22 protein-coding genes are annotated in these 19,787 nt (G+C 35.1%); 6 read left to right on the top strand and 16 right to left on the bottom strand.

Annotated features, from left to right (window positions below):
* The first annotated feature begins 63 nt into the window (after positions 1–63).
* From V0410_RS04460 to V0410_RS04445, 4 genes are all read left to right on the top strand, one after another.
* A complete protein-coding gene (locus V0410_RS04460; RefSeq protein ID WP_330746493.1) occupies positions 64–282 on the top strand; it encodes a hypothetical protein in 219 nt (72 codons plus the stop codon).
* Positions 283–830: 548 nt separating this feature from the next.
* On the top strand, positions 831–1,172 hold the full coding sequence (locus V0410_RS04455) for a helix-turn-helix domain-containing protein (protein ID WP_330746492.1): 342 nt from the start codon (positions 831–833) through the stop codon (positions 1,170–1,172).
* Positions 1,173–1,232: 60 nt separating this feature from the next.
* Positions 1,233–1,478 carry a hypothetical protein gene (locus V0410_RS04450; RefSeq protein WP_330746491.1) on the top strand — a complete coding sequence of 82 codons (246 nt, stop codon included), beginning with the start codon at positions 1,233–1,235 and terminating at the stop codon, positions 1,476–1,478.
* A gap of 440 nt (positions 1,479–1,918) precedes the next feature.
* Positions 1,919–2,359 (top strand): hypothetical protein, encoded by a 441-nt coding sequence (locus V0410_RS04445; RefSeq protein ID WP_330746490.1) that lies wholly within the window; start codon positions 1,919–1,921, stop codon positions 2,357–2,359.
* Positions 2,360–2,368: 9 nt separating this feature from the next.
* Here V0410_RS04445 and V0410_RS04440 read toward each other — a convergent pair whose 3' ends face one another.
* From V0410_RS04440 to V0410_RS04410, 7 genes are all read right to left on the bottom strand, one after another.
* A complete protein-coding gene (locus V0410_RS04440; RefSeq protein ID WP_330746489.1) occupies positions 2,369–2,923 on the bottom strand; it encodes a DUF4256 domain-containing protein in 555 nt (184 codons plus the stop codon).
* Positions 2,924–3,079: 156 nt separating this feature from the next.
* Positions 3,080–3,478, bottom strand: coding sequence for a DoxX family protein (locus V0410_RS04435; protein WP_330746488.1), 399 nt, complete (start codon positions 3,476–3,478; stop codon positions 3,080–3,082).
* A gap of 18 nt (positions 3,479–3,496) precedes the next feature.
* A complete protein-coding gene (locus V0410_RS04430) occupies positions 3,497–4,075 on the bottom strand; it encodes a YdeI/OmpD-associated family protein (protein ID WP_330746487.1) in 579 nt (192 codons plus the stop codon).
* A gap of 207 nt (positions 4,076–4,282) precedes the next feature.
* Entirely contained in the window at positions 4,283–4,747 is a 465-nt protein-coding gene (locus V0410_RS04425) for an SRPBCC domain-containing protein (protein WP_330746486.1), read from the bottom strand.
* Positions 4,748–4,995: 248 nt separating this feature from the next.
* Positions 4,996–5,322: an ArsR/SmtB family transcription factor gene (locus V0410_RS04420; RefSeq protein ID WP_330746485.1), complete on the bottom strand. Its 327-nt coding sequence runs from the start codon at positions 5,320–5,322 to the stop codon at positions 4,996–4,998.
* A gap of 144 nt (positions 5,323–5,466) precedes the next feature.
* Entirely contained in the window at positions 5,467–6,345 is an 879-nt protein-coding gene (locus V0410_RS04415) for a nucleotide-binding protein (protein ID WP_330746484.1), read from the bottom strand.
* 70 nt (positions 6,346–6,415) lie between these two features.
* Positions 6,416–6,826, bottom strand: a complete 411-nt coding sequence (locus tag V0410_RS04410; protein WP_330746483.1) for a helix-turn-helix transcriptional regulator — start codon at positions 6,824–6,826, stop codon at positions 6,416–6,418.
* A 150-nt stretch (positions 6,827–6,976) separates the two neighbouring features.
* Between V0410_RS04410 and V0410_RS04405 the strand changes: the two genes are divergently transcribed.
* On the top strand, positions 6,977–7,207 hold the full coding sequence (locus V0410_RS04405; RefSeq protein WP_228406585.1) for a SymE family type I addiction module toxin: 231 nt from the start codon (positions 6,977–6,979) through the stop codon (positions 7,205–7,207).
* A gap of 237 nt (positions 7,208–7,444) precedes the next feature.
* On the opposite strand, the gene V0410_RS04400 is transcribed toward V0410_RS04405, so the two are convergent.
* On the bottom strand, positions 7,445–8,233 hold the full coding sequence (locus tag V0410_RS04400; RefSeq protein ID WP_330746482.1) for an O-methyltransferase: 789 nt from the start codon (positions 8,231–8,233) through the stop codon (positions 7,445–7,447).
* A 503-nt stretch (positions 8,234–8,736) separates the two neighbouring features.
* On the opposite strand from V0410_RS04400, the gene V0410_RS04395 reads away from it, so the two are divergent.
* Positions 8,737–9,519, top strand: a complete 783-nt coding sequence (locus tag V0410_RS04395; protein ID WP_330746481.1) for a YdcF family protein — start codon at positions 8,737–8,739, stop codon at positions 9,517–9,519.
* 322 nt (positions 9,520–9,841) lie between these two features.
* Here V0410_RS04395 and V0410_RS04390 read toward each other — a convergent pair whose 3' ends face one another.
* The 8 genes from V0410_RS04390 to V0410_RS04355 all read right to left on the bottom strand — a co-directional run bounded on the left by V0410_RS04390 (position 9,842) and on the right by V0410_RS04355 (position 19,742).
* A complete protein-coding gene (locus V0410_RS04390; protein WP_330746480.1) occupies positions 9,842–10,303 on the bottom strand; it encodes a VOC family protein in 462 nt (153 codons plus the stop codon).
* An 849-nt stretch (positions 10,304–11,152) separates the two neighbouring features.
* Entirely contained in the window at positions 11,153–12,112 is a 960-nt protein-coding gene (locus V0410_RS04385; RefSeq protein WP_330746479.1) for a DUF6624 domain-containing protein, read from the bottom strand.
* Between the two features lie 144 nt (positions 12,113–12,256).
* Complete coding sequence (locus V0410_RS04380) at positions 12,257–12,562, bottom strand: hypothetical protein (protein ID WP_330746478.1); 306 nt, start codon at positions 12,560–12,562, stop codon at positions 12,257–12,259.
* A gap of 46 nt (positions 12,563–12,608) precedes the next feature.
* The gene (locus V0410_RS04375) at positions 12,609–13,220 is read right to left on the bottom strand and encodes a hypothetical protein (protein ID WP_330746477.1); all 612 of its coding nucleotides are present in this window, start codon (positions 13,218–13,220) and stop codon (positions 12,609–12,611) included.
* A 22-nt stretch (positions 13,221–13,242) separates the two neighbouring features.
* A complete protein-coding gene (locus V0410_RS04370) occupies positions 13,243–13,950 on the bottom strand; it encodes a hypothetical protein (RefSeq protein WP_330746476.1) in 708 nt (235 codons plus the stop codon).
* A 166-nt stretch (positions 13,951–14,116) separates the two neighbouring features.
* Positions 14,117–15,610 (bottom strand): BspA family leucine-rich repeat surface protein, encoded by a 1,494-nt coding sequence (locus V0410_RS04365; RefSeq protein ID WP_330746475.1) that lies wholly within the window; start codon positions 15,608–15,610, stop codon positions 14,117–14,119.
* A gap of 286 nt (positions 15,611–15,896) precedes the next feature.
* Positions 15,897–18,281, bottom strand: a complete 2,385-nt coding sequence (locus V0410_RS04360) for a TonB-dependent receptor (RefSeq protein WP_330746474.1) — start codon at positions 18,279–18,281, stop codon at positions 15,897–15,899.
* Between the two features lie 208 nt (positions 18,282–18,489).
* A protein-coding gene (locus V0410_RS04355) for an IS3 family transposase (protein ID WP_330744717.1) occupies positions 18,490–19,742 on the bottom strand; the annotation gives its coding sequence in 2 pieces (ribosomal slippage) (positions 18,490–19,415 and positions 19,415–19,742; 1,254 coding nt in all).
* Between the last annotated feature and the right edge of the window lie 45 nt (positions 19,743–19,787).

Below are 19,787 nucleotides of genomic sequence, written 5' to 3'. Positions count from 1 at the left end.
ATTTGCAGGGGCAAGAATTATTTCTTCCTACTCTTAAATTAAAAAACACAATAACCTCTATAAATGATAAAAACATTATTTCAAACAGGAGCGGTTCTGTATGGAACGCTTCTGTATTCTCAGATTGGGATCAACATCTCAAAGCCCAAAGCAAGCCTCGATATTCATGGTTTTGAAACTGATATAAAAAAGGCAGATGGTTTAATAGCCCCAAGACTTACCGGTAATCAGTTAAAAGCAAAAGATCAATTATATACGGGTGAGCATAGTGTATGTAACTGAAGCAGCAAGCCCAGTAACGGTCAAAACAGGTAATGTAACTACCACAGGATGTAATATTTCCATAGAATCGAGATGTCTCCGTAGTGGAAATCAACAGTATAAGACAGCTTCAGACTCAACACTTTTTATTACATATGTGCCTATTTAATTTTTGTTATGAATTTCAAAACCATCCAGATTGGACCAATGATAGAACAGAAAATTGCAGAGAACGGGATAGAAGTATCCCGTATCTGCAGTTTTTTGAATATTATGGAAGCCGATTTAAAACAAATATATAGGTCGACTAGTATTGACACTGATTTATTACTTAGGATTTCCAAATTAACTGACTATGACTTTTTTCGTATATATTCGCAACATTTGATTTTGTATTCACCATCTAAAAGATCACAGATTTCAAAGAATAAAACAGAGTTGCCAGTTTTTAGAAAAAGTATTTATTCAAAGGAAGTCATTTATTTTATTTTAGAACTGATTGCATCTGGTAGCAAAACAAAGTCTCAAATTATTGAGGAATATTGTATACCTAAGACAACTTTGTATAAATGGATAAAAAAATATCAGAAATGAACAGATATCCCAATTATAATAGAATCTACAAAGATCTTATTGAACTAAAATATCCAGAAAAAAAAGTTATATGTGAAGTATACCTGCAAAAGAAAGTTTTATCTGCATTAGATGTGATTAAATTGAATTATTTACTTTTCAGTGATGAGTCGGATGGTTTTAATCAAAAACTTAGATCTTATGATGAAAAAGCTATTTTAGAGATACTATTGTTTCAAAAAATTAATGAGCTTAATAATACGCAAGTAGCATCTTATTTTAAGCTCAGTCGTAATACGATCACTAAATGGAAAAAGGTATTTAAGAATAAAATGTAAAACCTAGGTTTATCAATTTTTTTCAAATCTTTTAGATTTACTATTTGAACAACTATAATTATGAATGCAGAATTAAAAGTTAATCCAGTGGATCAATTTCCTACCCAGGTAGAAGGAGAGCAATTTTCCAGAACTGTTTTATTGTACGATAAAGATTTAGATAATTTTGATCTGGGTTATTATGACTTTGAGCTTCAGAAATGGCAAGCTGTGGAAGGTTTTAAAATGGATATAATTTGTTGGTCCTACATTCCTATACCTAATGAATTACAAGTTTCCGGATTTGATTCTGTTACTATTGATTAATTACTGAACTCATTAATTAAAGCCAGATATTTAAGTATTATTTTACATACTTATTAAAGTAAACGAGGTTGTCTGTATACAGGCAACCTCGCTTATTTAATAGAAATCAATTATAATCTATTAATATTAAAATTTAGAAAATTTATAAACAAAATTTTTTCAACGTTGAAACAATGTTTTTTGCAGAAATAACGGCTCCTTCCATATAACCTGAAACTCCGCAGATGTTTCCGTGTTGGAAGGTATCCAAACTGTAAAAGCGGATGCCCGTTGTTTTGATGAGGTCTGCTGATCATCTGAGGACCTCCTGAAATATATTCATCCGTCCAAACTTTGTCATAGTAGCTGATTGGTTCCAATGCTTTCTCACCCAGAAGTTCGGCTAATTGCTTTAATGCAAATTCTTTACGGACCTTTGCTGAGTAGCCGGAAGCACTGATATGAAGAAAGATAAAACAGGTTTCAGCTGTGACCGTTATTTTCAGGCTGAACTGGAAAATCTTAAATTTGCGAAAAGTGCTTTCCGTGAATCCTATGTTTTGCAGTATGTTAATTTCTTTCCCTGTGAATGGGAAAATGACCATCAATACATGTCCAGACTTTTCGATTTTGCTTACCAGAATAATATCGGACTGGGCGGACCTGATATTGTTCCGGATAAGAAAGCCCAAATGAAAAATTCTTATCCCTTTTTTAATCAGTACAAAGGAAAACTTTCTCTGGTAGCAATGGCCGTTCAGGAGCCGACCTTGACGTATACAAATCTGAAAACTAGAAAGCCTTTCACCAAAGAAGAATTTACAGAATATGCCGAAAACTATCTTGGCGTAAAAATTATATTCTGGAGTGTGGAATCTCCCTGGCTGAGAGATCCCATTTGATTATCTCCTTTATACTTTTAATATTCCTCTGAAACCTCTTGCTGCATAATAAGAATCTGCACCGTTGTGATACGTAAATACGGAATTGTAGCGTCTGTCGCAGAAAACAGCACCTCCAAGTTCACGGATCTGTGGTGGTGTTTTGATCCAGCTTGAAGTCTTTTGATCAAATTTTCCCAATTCCTGAAGATGACGGTATTGTTCTTCTGTCAAAAGTTCAATTCCCATTTCCTTAGCGGTGTCGATGACATTGCTTTCCGGTTTGTTGGCCTTCCTGGCGTCCCAGGCTTGATAATCATAACATAAGCTTCGGCGTTTTGGGCTTTCGGGAGAGCAGTCAACGAAAGAATATTCATCTGTTTTTTTATTATAATCTACCACGTCGGGTTCGCCTTCTGTGGTTTCCATTTCATATAAAGACCGGATTTTTTCGGGATGGGCTTCCAGTTTTTGCTGGATTTTTTCCCATTTCAGGTCTTTATGGCGGTTCATATTCTTTTCGAAACGGGTTTTTAATGTTTTTAAAAGCTCGTTGGTTTGTTCCGGGGTTAGTTTATTTTTCATGTCAAATTTTGTTGTGTTGTGTTGTGTTGTGTTGTGTTGTGTTGTGTTGTGTTGTGTTGTTGGAAATAGCAAAGGCGCAAGTTTTGTTATTGAGGAGTGTTTAAGACGCAAAGATTTTATCTTCGATAAAATTTATTTATTTCAATTTTAAAACGATTAATCAACGATAGTAATTTTTCTTTCTGCAGGTCTAAAATACCAGGAAATAATAACCAGTACCCATAACAATACTGCCGGAAAAGTTCTGCCGGCTGTATCGCCAACGATAAGGTGGGAAATAACAGCGCCTGACATCACAAAGAAAAATCCTGCGTAAGCCCATTCTTTCAGTATTAGTCGTTTAGGGATTAATATGGCAATAACGCCAAGAATTTTACATACTCCAATGATCATCATCAGATAAGAAGGGTAGCCGAGATGGGTAAAATTGGCCAGTTCATCTTTGTTTTTCATCAGTTGGACAATAGCTGTTGAAACCATGCCCAGAGCCATCCATAGGGTAAATATCCAATAGATTATTTTTGTTCTTTTTTGTGAAGGTTGTGGTGTGTTCATGATTGTTTTTTTATATAATTAGTCGTTTAATCCTATTCCGTCCATGATTTGTGGAATGCATTTTTCAATGCGCGCTTCACGGGTTTTAGACTGTTTGGCAGAAGAAAAGTGGAGCAGATAAGCTCTTTGTCTTCCGGGAGTTAATGCTTTGAAAGCTTCCTGTAATGCAGGATTTTGATCCAGCTTCTCCTGAAACTCTTCAGCCATTTCAAACTCTTTTGTCTTCTTCATTTCCACTTTTGCGCCCGATTCTTCAATTTCAACGGCTTCAAACATATAAGCACGAAGAACATCTTCCAGATCATTGATTTGCGCTACCTCTGTAAAGCGGATCTGTCTGGCCGCCTGTACATTTTTAGACTGCTGAATCAGGATATGGTCCGGGTCTTTCATTAAAGCTCCTTTAAAAAAGAGAAGCGCACAATATTCCTTAAAACCGTGGATCAGGAAAATATTTTTCCCTTCATAAGTATAACAGGGACAGCCCCATTTTAAATCTTCTGTAAGTTCTGTACTAAGAGCAATCGTTCTTAATTTCTCAAATTCTTCCTGCCATTGTCCGGCATTTTCGAAGAAAAAATTGACTTTTGGATTCATAGTTCTGGGTTTTTGGGTTAGAGAGTATTAGAGTGGGAGAGTAATGGTTTAAGGTTTAAAATTTAAAGTTTGATGTTTAAAGTTGTTATCCTTCACTGATCATTGACGATTCACTTGCAAAGCAAAATTCACTATTGACATTGATGCCCACAATTTAAACCTTGTTGCCCATTGTCTATCATCTCTTCGTCTATTATCTATAATCTGCTACCTTCCACCCAACAATTCCTGCAAACGGTTATGCGCCATATTAATGCCCTGTGCAAATGGCATTTTCAGGTGCTGGTTTCTGAAGTCTACAGATTTATAAATGGTTTGGATGGTAATTTTGCTGGTGGTATCGGTTAATTTTTCAAATGTTAAAAACTCGATCTGAACCGGAAAAGGCGTGTTTTCCATCTGGAAAGTTCTTATAATTTCCTCATTCTGAACGATGTCATGAATGGTTCCGTTGGCACTGAAAACCACATCACCCTGAGGATTTAAAGTTTCAAAGCGATAACTTCCGTGCGGTTTGTTTTCGAATTTGGTTACTTTCGTTCCCATCCATTGCTCGAAAAGTTCAGGTTCTATATATGCCTTGAAAAGCAGTTCTACAGGAAGGTCAAATTCTCTGATGATGAAGATTTCCTGTTTGCCGTCTTCTGCGTGGATTTTTGTTTTAAGTTCCATATGTTGAGTTTGGTGTTTAAGTTTGAGGGTTTGAGAGTGTTAGAGTGGGAGAGTTTGATGCGGGTTACGCGTTTCGGGTTTCGGGTTTCGGGGTTCGGGGTTCGGGGTTCGGGGTTTTGTGTTTGCGAGGTTCGAGGTAAGAAATTCGAGGTATTTTGACTTTAAATTGCCATTCATTTATCCAATCCCATCTCGAAACTTATACTACGAAATTCCAATATCCCGAAACACGTATCTCGCACCTCGCATCACACCTCTCTATTCTGATACGCTTTCATCACACTTTCCAGCTTATTGAATTTCTCATCCCACATTTTGCGGAAAGGTTCTATAAAATCGGCTATTTCTTTCATTTTATTGGGATTAAGGTGATAGATAATTTCTCTGCCGTTTTGTTCAGATCTCAGCAGTTCGCATTCTGTAAGGATCTGGAGATGCTTTGAAACGGTAGGCCTTGCCGTATCAAAATTGGAAGCGATAGCTCCCGCCGTCATCGACTGTGCCGCCACCAACATCAATATAGACCGTCTCGTAGGATCCGCTATCGCCTGAAATACATCTCTTCTTAAATTCATCGTGTAGTTATTTGACTACAAATATATGTGTAGTTATTTAGCTACGCAAGTTTTTTTGAAATATTTTTGCATAAGAATTATTATAGTCATGTAAAAGACTTATTAAAAAAGACCAGCTAATAAATAGTTGGTCTTTTCTTGGCATTAAATGATTTTATTAACATCAATTTCGTATCCTGCAGCCTTTAATTCCTTGGCAATTTGTATTTTCCAATTTTCTACATTATCAATCTCAGTGTAGAGTATTCCGTATAAATCGCTAGGTAATTCTACTCCTTTTGCATAGAGAGGACATACTCTGTTCCTACCTAATTTTCCGATAAAATATCCCATTTCTAAAATAACATTTTGTCTAGCTCTCAGGTTTAAGTTTTCATCTTTTTTTGCTTTTCCTAAGTCATCATCTGTCAAAAGGATAATTGCAAAACCAACATTTGATAGTTCCTCAAACTTTTCAATGATAGTTTTACCTGAATTTGGTTGTTCATGAAGAATTATCGGATTTAATCCCAGTTTTTCTAATGTTCTAGCAACATTTATTTTTACTTCATTATTATGTCCATGTACAATAAAGATATCGTTATTTATTTCTTTGCTATCTGTTTTTGTAATACCAGTTGTAATTTGGTCAGGAACTTCAGATTTCATTAAATCAATTTTAGCAACAATTTGTTTAAGATTTGTAAGTTTATTATTTAATTTTTCCCTAAAATCTTTCAATTCATTTCTTTGATCGTTACCACCTATCAAAATTCCGAAGAAATTATTTACATCATCATATCTTTTTTTATATTCATTAAGTTCATTATTAAATGACTGCTTCAAAAGCTCTGAGTTATAATCATTCCAATTGTAATAATCATTTTTGGCTTCTTCTAATTGTTGCTGAGTCTGGATCTGTCTATTATAAATTTCAGTTCCAGCTTGTATACGCTCATTTATCTTTTCTTTAAAATAATCTTTACCAACAATTAGTTGTGTAGATATTTTTTCTGGTTGTGTCGTTTTTTTTTTGGTAGCCATTTAATATTTGGTTTAAGTCTATATAGAGATTATAAATTAATCATTATTTATTTTTATAAAGTATGTTTAGTTATATTCTTTTCTCAATCAATCTTTCCAATTTCTCAATCATTTCCCGCTGCTGCTCCAGCATACGCTCATAAAGCTCCACCATTTTATCTAGGGGATTGAAGGTACAATTAAAATAGCCAGAGTTGTTAGCAACTGAACCTTCATGAAAAGTATTGGCTATAATATTCACCGCCTGTTCCTCATCAAAATTCTCAATCGCTTCCGCGGGAACTTTCAAAATCTGGGCTACCTGTGCCAGAATATCGGATTCTACGGTTTCTTTTTGTTCCAGAAGGGAAATTTTCTTTTGGTTCCAGTCGTCGCCCAGCTCAAAAGCCAGAGCTTCCTGTTTGATGCCCAGCATTTCGCGGAAACGCTTTATATTTCTACCCTGATGTATTTTTTTATTTTGCATATCTGTGTAACTCATAATAACAAATATAAAGCTTTAGAACAAAAAAATAATGCTCTGTTTTAAAATAAATACTATTCTAAAATATCCGTCTTTCTGAATAAAATATCCTTTATCCAGATGGTTTATCCTTCTTATTATCCCTTCATTTGTTGAAAAATAACAAAGATGAAAAGAAAAAGAAGAATGAACAGCAGCAAATATAATGAACTGCACAATCGTAACCTTACGGTTTTCCTCAAATCGTTTTCAAGGGCGTATGGCAGAATCGTGTACTTTCCCGAAATAAGAATTACAGGAAAGTGGGTACAGCAATGTGGCTTTCAGGCAGGAGATAAGATATTGGTAACCGTAAGCAGAAACCAGATTATTTTGGAAAGGGAAGTGAGCTATGAGTGAAAATATTAGTTTTAAACCATCAGGAGGCTTAAATTTTTAAAATTAAAGTTTTTTTATTTTGAACCATTAAGATTGTAGGAAGAGGTTAAAAGGATTAAGATTCGTTTCGGTCACTAGTGCTTTTTAAATAGAGCGGTAAGGCTTCATGAATGTCTTTGTGCTCTCTTCATATTCTTAACAGCTTACCGCTTTCTTAATGGTTTTTAAATTAAGTATAGTTTTATCTCATCAATTGCGTTATTTAGCTCTGATGAGTGGAATATATTCTTTTACAAAAATCCCGATATATTTTCCATTATATTCTACAACACAAGTGCTGATATTCATTCGGTTGCAAAAATCCTGATACGCGGAATTGTCTCCGATATCATCACTGATAAACACTCCGCCAGGTCTCAGTTTTTTATAGATCTGATGATACGCCCACATTCTTCCGTGGTAACTTTTATCGGAATCATAGTGAAAAACATCAAATGAGGTAGCCTGTTTGAAAATTTTAGGCAGAGATTCTCTATCGGCAAAACGGAATAACTTCCAGTATTTTTTAAGATGATCAGGAACAACATATCCTGCATACTGATCTCCATTCTGAGCAAGAAAAGGCATATCTGAACTATAGAGTGTGCCGTTTCTTTTTTGAAGCGAAAGCAATATCGCCAGTGAAGACCATCCATAAGCTACTCCGGTTTCAAGAACGTTTTGTGCTTTGGTGAATTCACATGCATAATAAATAAGCTCCAATGCACCATGTTCACCCATTTTGACAGGGCATTCTCTTTCTTTTACACTGGCTTTTTGCAGGATATCGGCATAAGCAGATCCAAAATGATCAGCATTGCGGGAGAAAAGTCTGGAGATCACCTCTTCCTGAGAAACGGCTATGGATGCAGCCCAGAAATTTGCTCTGGCTTTTCCTTTGGACGGACTTCTTCTGTTGAATGTGTTTTTGATAATTTTTCTGCCCAGTTCAGGATAAAGAGGGGGCCTTTTAAGATAAGCTACAAATGTTTTGAGGACTGTTGACATTTCACAGATGTTGTATTATAGTTTTCAGCAAATGTACTTTTTTTAAAGGCCATATTGCATTGAGGCAACATTAATTTTAACAGTAAATCTGTTAAGGTTTTGTAATAAATACAGTCCGGAAATTATCAGTGAGATCTCTTGTTTTTGATTTAAAAACAGATCAGGTTGGCTTTCAGTTTTTTAAAGTAGAAATCGTTTTTTTATACGTGAGGAAGAATTTTTGTTTTTTCCTTTACAAAAATGCCTTTCCAAAAATATATGGAGTACGGTCATCAAAACGGTGATACTTTTCTGCTTTTTCACTGGGGTAGGTATTTTATTTAACACACTAAAAAGTGTGTTGTATGCAAATGTATAAAATAAATGGAAAAAATCAAAAGAAAAATAAGACGAAATCATCCTGATTATATTGGATGGTTTGCTGCTGTAAAAAGTTATACTCAGAAAATTGCTTTATCTTTGGGCTTTTAATGTTTGCAGGTATTAAATAATATTATTTGAAGATGAAGTTTTTATTAGACCTTTTGTTTCGTACGATCCAGCTTTTTACAGAGCCTTATTTCTTAGTATTTCTCGCAGTGGTTATCATTGCACTTTTAAGAAGAAAAAACAAGCGTAAAAATCTACGGATAGGAATTGGCATTGTTGCCGTTTTAATGATCATTTTTATAGGGAACGGTTTTCTCGGAAAGTTCACCGCAGAATATCTGCAGAAAAGTTATGTGAATACTATTGCGAATAAAAACGGGGCTTCTCAGAATCCTGTTATCGTTGTATTGGGTGGCGGCGTTGTAGATTTTAACCAAACAGAAAAGCTGCATACTTTGTCTTATTCCAGACTGGTGACCGCCTATCAGCTGTATCATGAATACAGGAAAAATAATCTGCCTTGTAAAATAGTCATTTCAGGAAAGGGGAGAGGACATACAAGTGAAGCAGAACTCTTCAGCGAAAATTTTAAAAACATGGGGGTTTCGGATGCTGATATCATCAAAGAAGACAAAAGCATGAATACCTATGAAAATGCAAAATATTCCAGCAAGATCCTTAAACAGATGGCTCCTTCTGATGTCTATCTGGTGACTTCCGGGTTTCATATGAAAAGGTCTGTGGCTTTGTTTCAGACATTTGGGGTAAATCCCGTTCCGCAAGCTTCAGATTTTATAGATACGGAAATTACCTGGTTTCCTAACAGCTATAACGCAGCATTTACTTTTGTGATGCTTAAAGAAGTACTGGGAATATGGCAGGTGCAGCTGTATAATAGTTTGGGATTGAACGGGTAGTACATACACTTAGAATAAAAACCGGACATTTAAAATTATTTAAGTGTCCGGTTTTGTTTTTATAGTAAACGTATGTAAGCTGTACAAAAACCATAAAGTCATAAAACCTATCATTTTTAACCACTTTAGTTCAGAAGTTTAAAATAAAACTTAAACCTTTAAATCATACAAAGTGTTAAATATTAGTCAATTATACAAAAAGCGATACAGGTGCCCAAATAAGCCGTGTTTATCAAGTCAGTAACTATGCTATCTGACTGAAAACAGAGGAGATATATGGGCAAATTGTATTTCAGCCTGATTATTTGTTTTTTGTAAAGGGTTACATAAAAAATACATTAAACTTATGTCCATCCGGATCTGCAAATACAAAACCGTAGTAATTGTCTCCAAAAGTCTCAGGCTCTGACACTATGGTTCCGCCAGCTTTTTTAACTTCTTCAGCCCAATTGTCTACCTGAGTTTTATTTTCTGCAGAAAGGGTAAATATGATTTCGTTGGAGTAGTGGGGATCTCCAAACTTCATACTTTTCAGGTTGTTTTCAATAACAGTTTGTAAGAAAAAGTGAATAATGAATTCATTTCCAGCCATAAAAAAACTTACCAGTTCATTGGATGTATGTGGATTATTGGGCCTGAAACCCAGTTCAGTATAGAATTTCTGTGTGCGTTCAAGGTCGGTTACGGCCAGATTGGCCCAGATCATTTTAGGTTTCATATCGGTGATATTTTGGTTAGGATAAAGGTATTTTGTTTTTACAGAATAAAAACTGTCATGTGGCAAGTTTTCGTATTTTTAAGGGGTAGATGAACATGATGGAAACTATATTTCAGGAGATGGTTTTCCTTCTAAATTTCCTGTTGGGTAATTTAACATAATATAAAAGGAGTTAAGTTATAATTAATGATCGAAGACCCTTTAAAGACCCTTGTCAAGGTTTTGAACCTTGACAAGGGTTACTCTCCACAACAAATTTTTTTCAACAATTGAGCTAGGAAAATTTTCCCTTTAGTAGAAATTAAGGATTTCCAACCGGTCAATGGCAAGCGAAATTATTTGAATTTAAAAACTATATTTTTCTGACCATGAATTGACACAGGGTTCATATTTTTTCAATAAATGAGTTTTACATCGCTTAGAGAAAATTCAGAATATTATGAAGAGCTGTACGGCTTATAAAGAAAAAAGATTTAGGAGAAGTTGTAAAAAGCTCTGAAATAAAATTTTTCGTTTTGTTTTATCCTTACCAAAATTTTAAAGAATTGGATGACGATAAGCCGGAGATTTTCCGGATAGGTTTACAACAGAAATAGAGTTCCGAGAATTCGTTAAAAGCTATTGGGTAGGAAAAGTTTGAGAATAACGGATTCTCAGACAATAAATGGTCTATTTCACTTCTATTATAAAAATCCTATAATTTATATTATGTTAAATTGTATATTATTCTGGTTTCAAAGATTCACAGAACATCTTAGGTTTCATTACTTTGCTCTCCTGATCTTAATATCGGGTTTTTCAGGTAATACAGAACTCTATTCAAAGTTGTGCTAATGAGAAATGGCGGATTAAAGAATTTTAACACCCTTAATCCGCCATCTTGTAAACTGCTGTGATCAGAAGTTTTCTATTGATTTAATTCTTCTTATTTAATTTTTCTAATTCAGGTAAATCTTTTTTATACTTTTCAACGTCCCAAGCTAAATTCCAGTTTTTAACGTAGTCAGAGATTGGACCCAAGCCAACTTCTGTTCTTCTTTTATCTACATTATCAGGATCTAGTAAAGGTAAAACATAGTAAGTATTATTACTTTGATTGATTCCTATCTGGCTTCCGTATATTTGTTTTCTGCCTTCCCGGATTTCTATTCTGTCAATTAACAACGCTAAAGAACCTGCACTGGCATTTCCTTTTGTGACAGCTTCTTTCATCATGGGTAGATATTTTTTCTGCGTTTCCAGATCTGAATGCTGAATCACAAGAAATAAGGCACTATTGGCCTGTGCGCCTACTTTGTCTTTACCCACCCAGCCTTTTTCATCTAATATTTTTTTTACTTTTAACAGGTTAAGAGAGTCTTTCTGCATTGTTTTTTTCCAAAGGTCATTCATTTCCTTAGATTGCGGACCGAATTTTTTTTGCGTTTCATCCATTTGCATTCTATATTTTTGGTCTTCCTCAAGAATTGCCAGTAATTCAGCCTGCAATGGTTTGTCATAATGGGCTTCTATGACCGCTATTTTCTTTTCTAACTTTTCAATTGTTTTCCCCCATTCTTTTTTTGAATGTAGATTATCCAAATCAGAATCAGATTTTAAGTGCTTCAGATTGGTCCAGCCTTTTTCTATGGATAGGTTCAGCCATTTGAATGCTTGTTTTGTATTTCCTGCCAAGGAAGATGAGCATGCGCCATTATATAAGTGACTTGGATTTTCTCTTTCGATTTTAAAAGCTTTACCATATACATCCGTAGACATTTTATAATCTTTTGCCCTATATAATTGATCGGCTTCAATGATTAATTTTGAGTATTCCTGAGCATTAGCGCCTGTGAATAAAAATAATAACAACAAAGCATAAAGAGTGTTTCTCATTTTTTCTGTATTTAATTCTTAGATTTTAGATGGTTACGTTTTGTTTTCAGACTCAATTTAATTGATATAATTTTTACAAAGCCATTTATGCTACGAATATAAAATTTATTTTGATGATGGAATTGTTAAGAAATCACAAAAAAATCATCCTAAGTTTTTTACTCTCTCAGATATTACATCGAATTTTTTAACCAATATTAGCTTAAAGAATTCTGTTACTTCGTTCCAGTCTTTAGCTTGGTATTTCACTTCTTGTTCTTCAAAAATTACAGAAAGTGACAAGTCTTTATTTACTTCAATCACCTTTTCGTCATCGGTTATAACAGAAACCCAAAATGCTCCATGTTCTTCATCCATTAATTGAATGTCTGATATAGCTTTTACTATATCCGATTCGTCAATATTATCTTTCTGATAGCCTTCCGCATATTGAATATAATTTTCTGTCATTTTTTTTATTGAATTTTTTAATACAACTTGGTAAAATTTAAATGAGCTATTTTAGCTTGCTTCTCTCCTCTTCCCAGAATCTGTCCATAATTGCCGTAGATTCTCCCGCGCTTTTCAGCATTTTGATGTCCCCGTTGTCATCAATTGTATAATGTCCTTTAAAAGCATAAGGCATAGCCTCGTATTGTCTGTTTACTTGTTCTAATGTTTCTTTAAAACAAGGATAACCATATTTTTCAACCAAGTACGGCAAAGCATTTCCTCCTTTTAAAAGTTCGTACTCCTGAAAGTTATAAGGTGTCGTTTGCTGTCTTTTAGCCAATGATTGGTTAAATTTTTTTAAAAGCTGAGTGATTTCCTTTTCCTCAATAAAATTTGAAAGTCCGCGTAAGGCATATATTTTCATATCCAAATAACGTTCTTTCTTATAGGCATTCAGGAAAAAATCCTTCAGTAACGGATAAGTAAAGTCATAAAGCAATTTCAATATTTTATTTCGAATATCTAATTGTTTTGCTGAGTTGTAAATAGTCATCAGATGTTCCACATTGTCATTGCTGATAATGTTTTTGTTTAAATTAAACAGTACATTTCGAAATTCTGGCTTCTTTTCATTATCCTTTTTGTTCGTTAAAATATCCGGAAAGTTGCTGACCATACTATCAATACAAGTGTAATTCTTATTTATTATTGTTAATAATCGGAGCAAGTTCTCTTTTCAATTCTTCAAACTTCTCCTTGCTCATCATATCAATTTCCACGAGTTCTTTTGCTTCTTTTAATTTTGCAATCGCTTCTTCTCTGGTCATTTTTCTATTTTTTAAAAGAATTTCACCAGATTCAATCCCTAGCTCCGTATCCATCACGCTTAAATATTTATTGATTCCAAAAGCTCGGTCATTTATTTCTCCCAAAACCATAACTACGTACAAAGGCTTATTTTTGCTGCCTCTATGATAAGTTTTTATTTCTCTGACAATCACTTTAGTATTTTTTAAGCTGATATCTGCCATATTTTGTGCTTCTCCACCCATAGCAGACATAATACTTCCAAATCCAGCCGGTCTTCCCATTTGTACAAAGTCATAAGTCTTTTTGGAAGTACTTCTGGATTGTGAAATCCCCCCTCTTGCTTTGTTTCCGTAACTTCCTGAATAAGTCCTTGTATTCAGCTCTTCAGAGGTTGGAGATCCTAATATTAAAGTATCACCTACCTTCACACTATTTTTACTCGTTGTTATATATTCCTTAACCTGAGCACCGTTTTTAATAGTGTTGAAGAAATTAATATCCTGTGTGTTTTCGTAGGTCAATAAATCAATATTTTCCTGAGCCTGAATATTTACTATCGATAAGAGAATAGTAAAAAGAGTAATTGTTTTTTTCATAATTGTTATTTTGTATATTGGAATTGAATTTTTAGTTTGCAGTTGATTATTCCAGTGTACACAAATATAACACAGTTATTTATATATAAAATGAGGAAAACCATAAAGCTCCAAAATCCGCAGATTTTGGAGCAGGGTGTAAATAGCTGACCTTTAGGCTGTTCTACTATTGCTTGGTGATTTTATGGAAAAAAGTATCACCTTTAAAGATATAGTCTCCTGAAGGATATTCAGTCAGATCGATGGTATTTTTCCCTTTTCTGAACAATATATTTTTAATGAGGTTACCGTTATTATCATATAAATACACATTTTCGTCTACTGAGGATTCCACGTTGATCACTCCTGTCGTTGGATTAGGATAAGCGGAAGTTTTTGTTTTTGGGGAAGCTTCTCTTGTTGACAGATAACAACCTGAAATATAGGAATCTCCGATAATATTAAAACCTTTGTTGATCAGCTGCGCTCTGGCCAGCATCGTTTGCGGTGTAGAATAAACCAATCCTGTTGCATCTATAGTTCCGGACGTTATTGTGGAGTTTGCCCAGGTAGGATTATTATTCAGAGCGATGAGAAAATTGCTGTAATTCGTACAAGATAAGCCGGCATTTTTAAATCCGAAATAGATTGTATTCCAGTTGAAGTTCTGCAGCTTGATATTCCACGAAGAAATATCCTGGTCAAAATGGGAAGCATCTGCAAACATATTTAATCCGGCGAAATAATCAGCCTTACTTACATCCCAGTTTCCGATGGGCTGATTGAATGATACTGCATTTTCAAACATATGCTCAAAATCTGTCACTTTACCTGTATTCCAGTTATCAAGTGGCTGATTAAATGCTGCCGTATTATAGAATGTATAGCGGAAATTAGTCGCATTTTCTGTATTCCACGAATTTAATGGCTGATTGAAAGCTGTGGCATCTGCAAACATGGAGGAGAAATCAGTTCCGGACATCGTATTCCAGCCAGAAATATCCTGATTAAAGGAAGATGCAGAAGAAAACATGCTGCTGAAATTCGTTACTTTTGACGTATCCCAGTTTCCGATATTCTGATTAAACCGCGTTGCTCCGCTGAACATACCGCTCATGTCCGTAATACGGAATGGATTCCAGTAAGAAAATGAAGTATGGCCTGTCAAAGATGAACAGTTTAGGAACATTTGTGATAAACTGGTTATCTGTGTCAAATCAGGAGTATCTGCAGCCGTTACGTTAAGATTGGGACAGTTGGCGAATGCTCTGTCGAATTGCTGAAGCCATGTCGTATTTCCCCACTGGCTGAGTTCTATGAGTTCCTGATTTCCACCCGGAGGAATGATGTCGGTATTGGCCCTGAACCCGTAAAATAATCCGTTACCGCTGAATACTTTTAATTCATAAGTGGCCTGCAGAGGATCTGGATGGAATGATGGCCCAAAATATATAAGTAAAGGCTCACTGCTGCTAGAGTTTACATTATCAAACATCCCGTTATGCTCAGGATATCCTACTTCGTGCCAGTAAATAGTGTAATCGGTTCCTGTGCCGCCGAATCTTATTGAATGATCAATAATGCCGTTTGCATTGGGTTTCCAGATGGTAGTAAATTCATTCTGCGCATAGGAAATGCAAAATAAAAGGAGAAAAATGATTATTAGTTGTTTTTTACACATAATTTAAAAAAGTTGTTTTAAGGTTAAAATTGGTTTGGGTAAGACAATTAATTTCCCGGGATTCTTTATCTTATCTCTGATACAAAGGTACTGGCGCACAGCGACAAAACTCGTCGTATTAAAAGTTTTTCCCTCTTTTTTTTCTTTTTTTTTGATTAATTTTTGTATAAAAAACAGCGTAAAAACTACCAGAAATAGTCTGTATTCTAAAAGGTGGTTTTACATGGATAACCTAAAAAAAATCTGCAGCTATTAAGTAATAATAACTGCAGAAAACAGATTGATTTTATATGGTGATTTTCACACCGGCGGAAATAGTAATTCCGGGAAGCGGACTGAGAAATTTTAACTGAGAGTTCTGAAGTCTTGCCTCAGCATTCAGTAGGTTATTTCCTATGATATAATATTCCAGATTACCTAAACCCAGACTGCTGTCCTTATAAGAAAAACGGGCATTCAACAGTGAAAATGCGGGCATTGGAAGTTCAGGATTAATATTTTTACCTAAATATTTTTGCTGTAAGTAATGGTCTAAGCTGATATTCACGCTGAAGTTGTGCAGAGTTCCTTCCAGAGAGAATCCGAAACGGCTTGTTGGCATATTGGGCATATAATCACCATCACTCCATTTTCTTATGGAGCTGTCGGCAACGCTTATATTTCTTACCAGATCATAATATCCGCCTATCTCCCACTTTCCTGCTTTTCCGAGATCTGCTTTATAAGCAGCTTCCGCTTCAATTCCATTGATTTCCGTATCATCGGAACGCCATTCTTTTACCAGAAAAACTTCTCTGGAAATACCGGTGTGGGCAAGATAAATATAGTTTTTATAAGAGGTATGATACCAGCTGGCAGATATCCGGAGGTTCTTCAGATTAACTCCAGTCCCGATTTCAACGGTATTGGCTGTTTCCTTATCCAGCTTGTCATCACCATTTTCTTCTGTCAGGATCGCAAAATGATTGTTTCCTGAATAAAGCTCATTCACTTCCGGAGCTCTTTCTGAATGGTTGTACTGTACTTTCAGATACCCTTTTTTAAAGAGAGTCCATTGTGCGGAACTATGAAATTGGTGAAGAGTGAAATCTCTGTCACTGTGTTTTCCTCCGGAAAGTCCGCGGCTTCTGACATACTTACTATCTGCTTCTGCCCTGCGTTGTACATGATCGTTTCTGTACCCAAGATCCAGTTGAAGAAAATTAAAATCAAGGTGCTGCATGGTAAAGATTCCGATTTCCCGGCTTATATTATTGGGTAAGTATCTCTGGCCTCCAGTTCCTTCCATATCTCTGTATTGTATTTCAAGGCCTGTGGTTCCGGTAAGAAATTGTAATTTCTGCTGGGTGATTTCCAGCCGTCCGTTATGTTGGTTCACAGCAAACTGATTGGCACGGTAACGGTCCAGAAGTTCTGCGTTTTTTGAAAATACTCCCATATAGTTCAGTTTGATGCTTGAAATCGGAAAACGGGTAAACTTGTAACCGGATTCAAACATCGCTTTGTGAGATAAGCTTCTGATATTAATGGGACTATATTCTATTTTGGGTTGTGGTTTTCCATGGCTATGTTGGGGTATTTTAGGTATTGCATACCCGGGAACCCCAAAATAGGAATAAGAATTCTGATACGCGCCTCCTGCATACAATGATTTTCCTATATAACTGGTGCCTACATAAAATGAATTGCTTTCTGAATGACTGTTGGGAATCTCGCCGTCTCTTGTTTCCACATAATCTTTGATTCCGTTTACTTCACTTTTGTACCGGTCTTTCACTGCATCCTGGCCAGGAATGTACAGATCGTTCTTCGGGTTGGGATAATATTTACCGTCAGCAGGATTGTAATACGTGGAACTGAATGTATACAGATCATCTTCCGAAAGCTCATACTCTATCATATGATCTTTGGCAAACTGGCTGATATAAGGAAAAAGGCTCTTGTTCAGGACACGTCTGGAATCTACATTGATCTGGCAAAGTGACTGTAAAATACTGTTGAAACCTACAAGCTCAGGATCATAACATCTGTCGTCTTTTGATTTTCCCGGAATTCTGACTATTTCCTGTTTCTGATTGGATGCTCCAACAGTCCAGACCCAGTTTTTAGCAATAATTCCTCTGGCTGAAAAAGCCTGTTTCTGACCACTGTTACTGCCTCCTTCAAGGAGTCCTTTGAAATTTATCTTTTTTTCAGGAAGCTGTCTGGCAATATAATCTGTTTCAATATCTACAGCTCCTCCAATAGCTTTTCCACCATACAAAACCGATGCAGAATTTTTGTAAACAGTGATATTCTGAACACTGTTCATTTCGATATCCGTATTAAAATCCGGGCTTATTCCCGAAAGGTCATTCACGGCCATTCCGTTTTCCAGTATTTTTACCCGGTTTCCGCTTAAGCTTCTGATAACGGGAGCGCCGGAATTCGGTCCATATCCCGAATTTTGAATTCCTGGAATTTTACTCAATGTTTCTCCCAGGGTATTGGATTGAATGAAATCCAGTTTTTTCCTTGAAATATTGGCAGCGTTATAATTTGTTTTTCCCTGTACCTGAATAGACTCTATGTCCTTTACCGTTCTTTTTTCGGGGATAATTTTCTGCGCTTTCAGAAGTGATGACGAATAAATAAGTGAGCTGCCTGCCAAAAAATAAAAGGTCCTTTTCATGTGCATATACTTTAATGATCCGGCAAAGCTAGAAAATTAAATTTATTAATGCAACTTTGTTGCTTTATTGATTATCTCCGAAATTTCATGTTTAAATCTAAATAATTGAAAAATAGTTCTCTGCCAGTTATTTTTTACTACTCTCAGATTTTCTTGTAGTACTGACTAGTCCTGAAAAAGGTTGACTAGTTTAATATTTCAAATATACTTAAATCAGAGTAGGAATTTTCCTATTCTGATTTTGTTTTTTGTATGTTTTTAATTTCACGTTATTTTTCATATGCACTTGGCTGGGGATGTTATAATTTAGGGAAAAATGAGGTCTTAAATTATTATAATAATAAATTGATTGGTCAAGCTGCTGTGAGAGATTCTTAAAGTTTTCAAAAGTATCAATCAATCCAAACTCATATTTCAGAATGCCGTTTACCCTCTCTGCTACAGCATTCTCATAAGGATCCGAGTTCTCGGTCATACTGATAAGAATATCATTTTTCCTTAACGTTTCAGTATATTCTTTACTACAATACTGCAATCCTCTGTCTGAATGATGAATTAAAGAATGTTTATACACCCTGTTCTTTAGGGCTTGTTTTAATGCTTTCAATGTGGAGGCAGTCTGTAAATTATCACTTAGTTCATATCCTACAATTTTCTTTGAATAGGCATCGGTAATCAAATGAAGATAATAATTTTTCTCTTTGGTCTTCAGATAGGTAATATCTGCAACCCAAACTTTTTCTGAACATTTCAACTCCTTTTCTTTAATAATATTCGGGTATTTCTTCATCCAATGTCTGGAATTGGTTGTTTTAAAATAACTGTGTCTTCTGGGAATTAAAAGATAATTCGATCTTAAAAGTTGAAACAGCCGATCTCTTCCTATATGAAGATCCTCTTTTGAAAAATCATTTTTAAGTAATACATAAAGTTTTCGAGTCCCTATTTTAGGCATCTTTTTACGAATTGATAATACCAGTTCTATAATCCTTTTTTGATTATTGATAGAATCAGGCTGTTTCTTCCTTTTATAATAAGCTTGTTTACTGTATCCAAACAATCGGCAGATATCTTCCAGTGAAAGATTTGTATACGGCCTTATTTCCTGGATTGATTGGAACCAGACTTTTTTACAATTTCAATCTTCAACTCACGCTCTGCGATTTCTATAAATTTCTTAAACACTTTGAGCTCTTCTTCCTTTTTGGATAAAGCAGCTTCAAGCTCTTTAATCTTTTGTTTCTGTGGATCTTTCATAGGTCTGCCTTTACTTAATTGTTTTTCATAAGTAAAGTTACCATATTTTATTAACCAACTAGAAATGCATGAATTACCCCGAATATTGTATCGAGTTTGCAATTGGGATTTTGTATATAATCCCCGTTCATATTCAGAGACAACTTGTCGTTTGAATGCCTCACTGTATTCTTGGACAGGGGACGATGTTTTTTTTAGATTCATAAGGATGACTAATTTTATGGTTTTTTAGTCAACCTTTTTCAGGAC

The sequence above is a fragment of the Chryseobacterium sp. CP-77 genome (assembly GCF_036362765.1).
Lineage (GTDB): Bacteria > Bacteroidota > Bacteroidia > Flavobacteriales > Weeksellaceae > Chryseobacterium > Chryseobacterium cupriresistens.
This window is presented reverse-complemented; position numbering and strand designations above follow the sequence as displayed.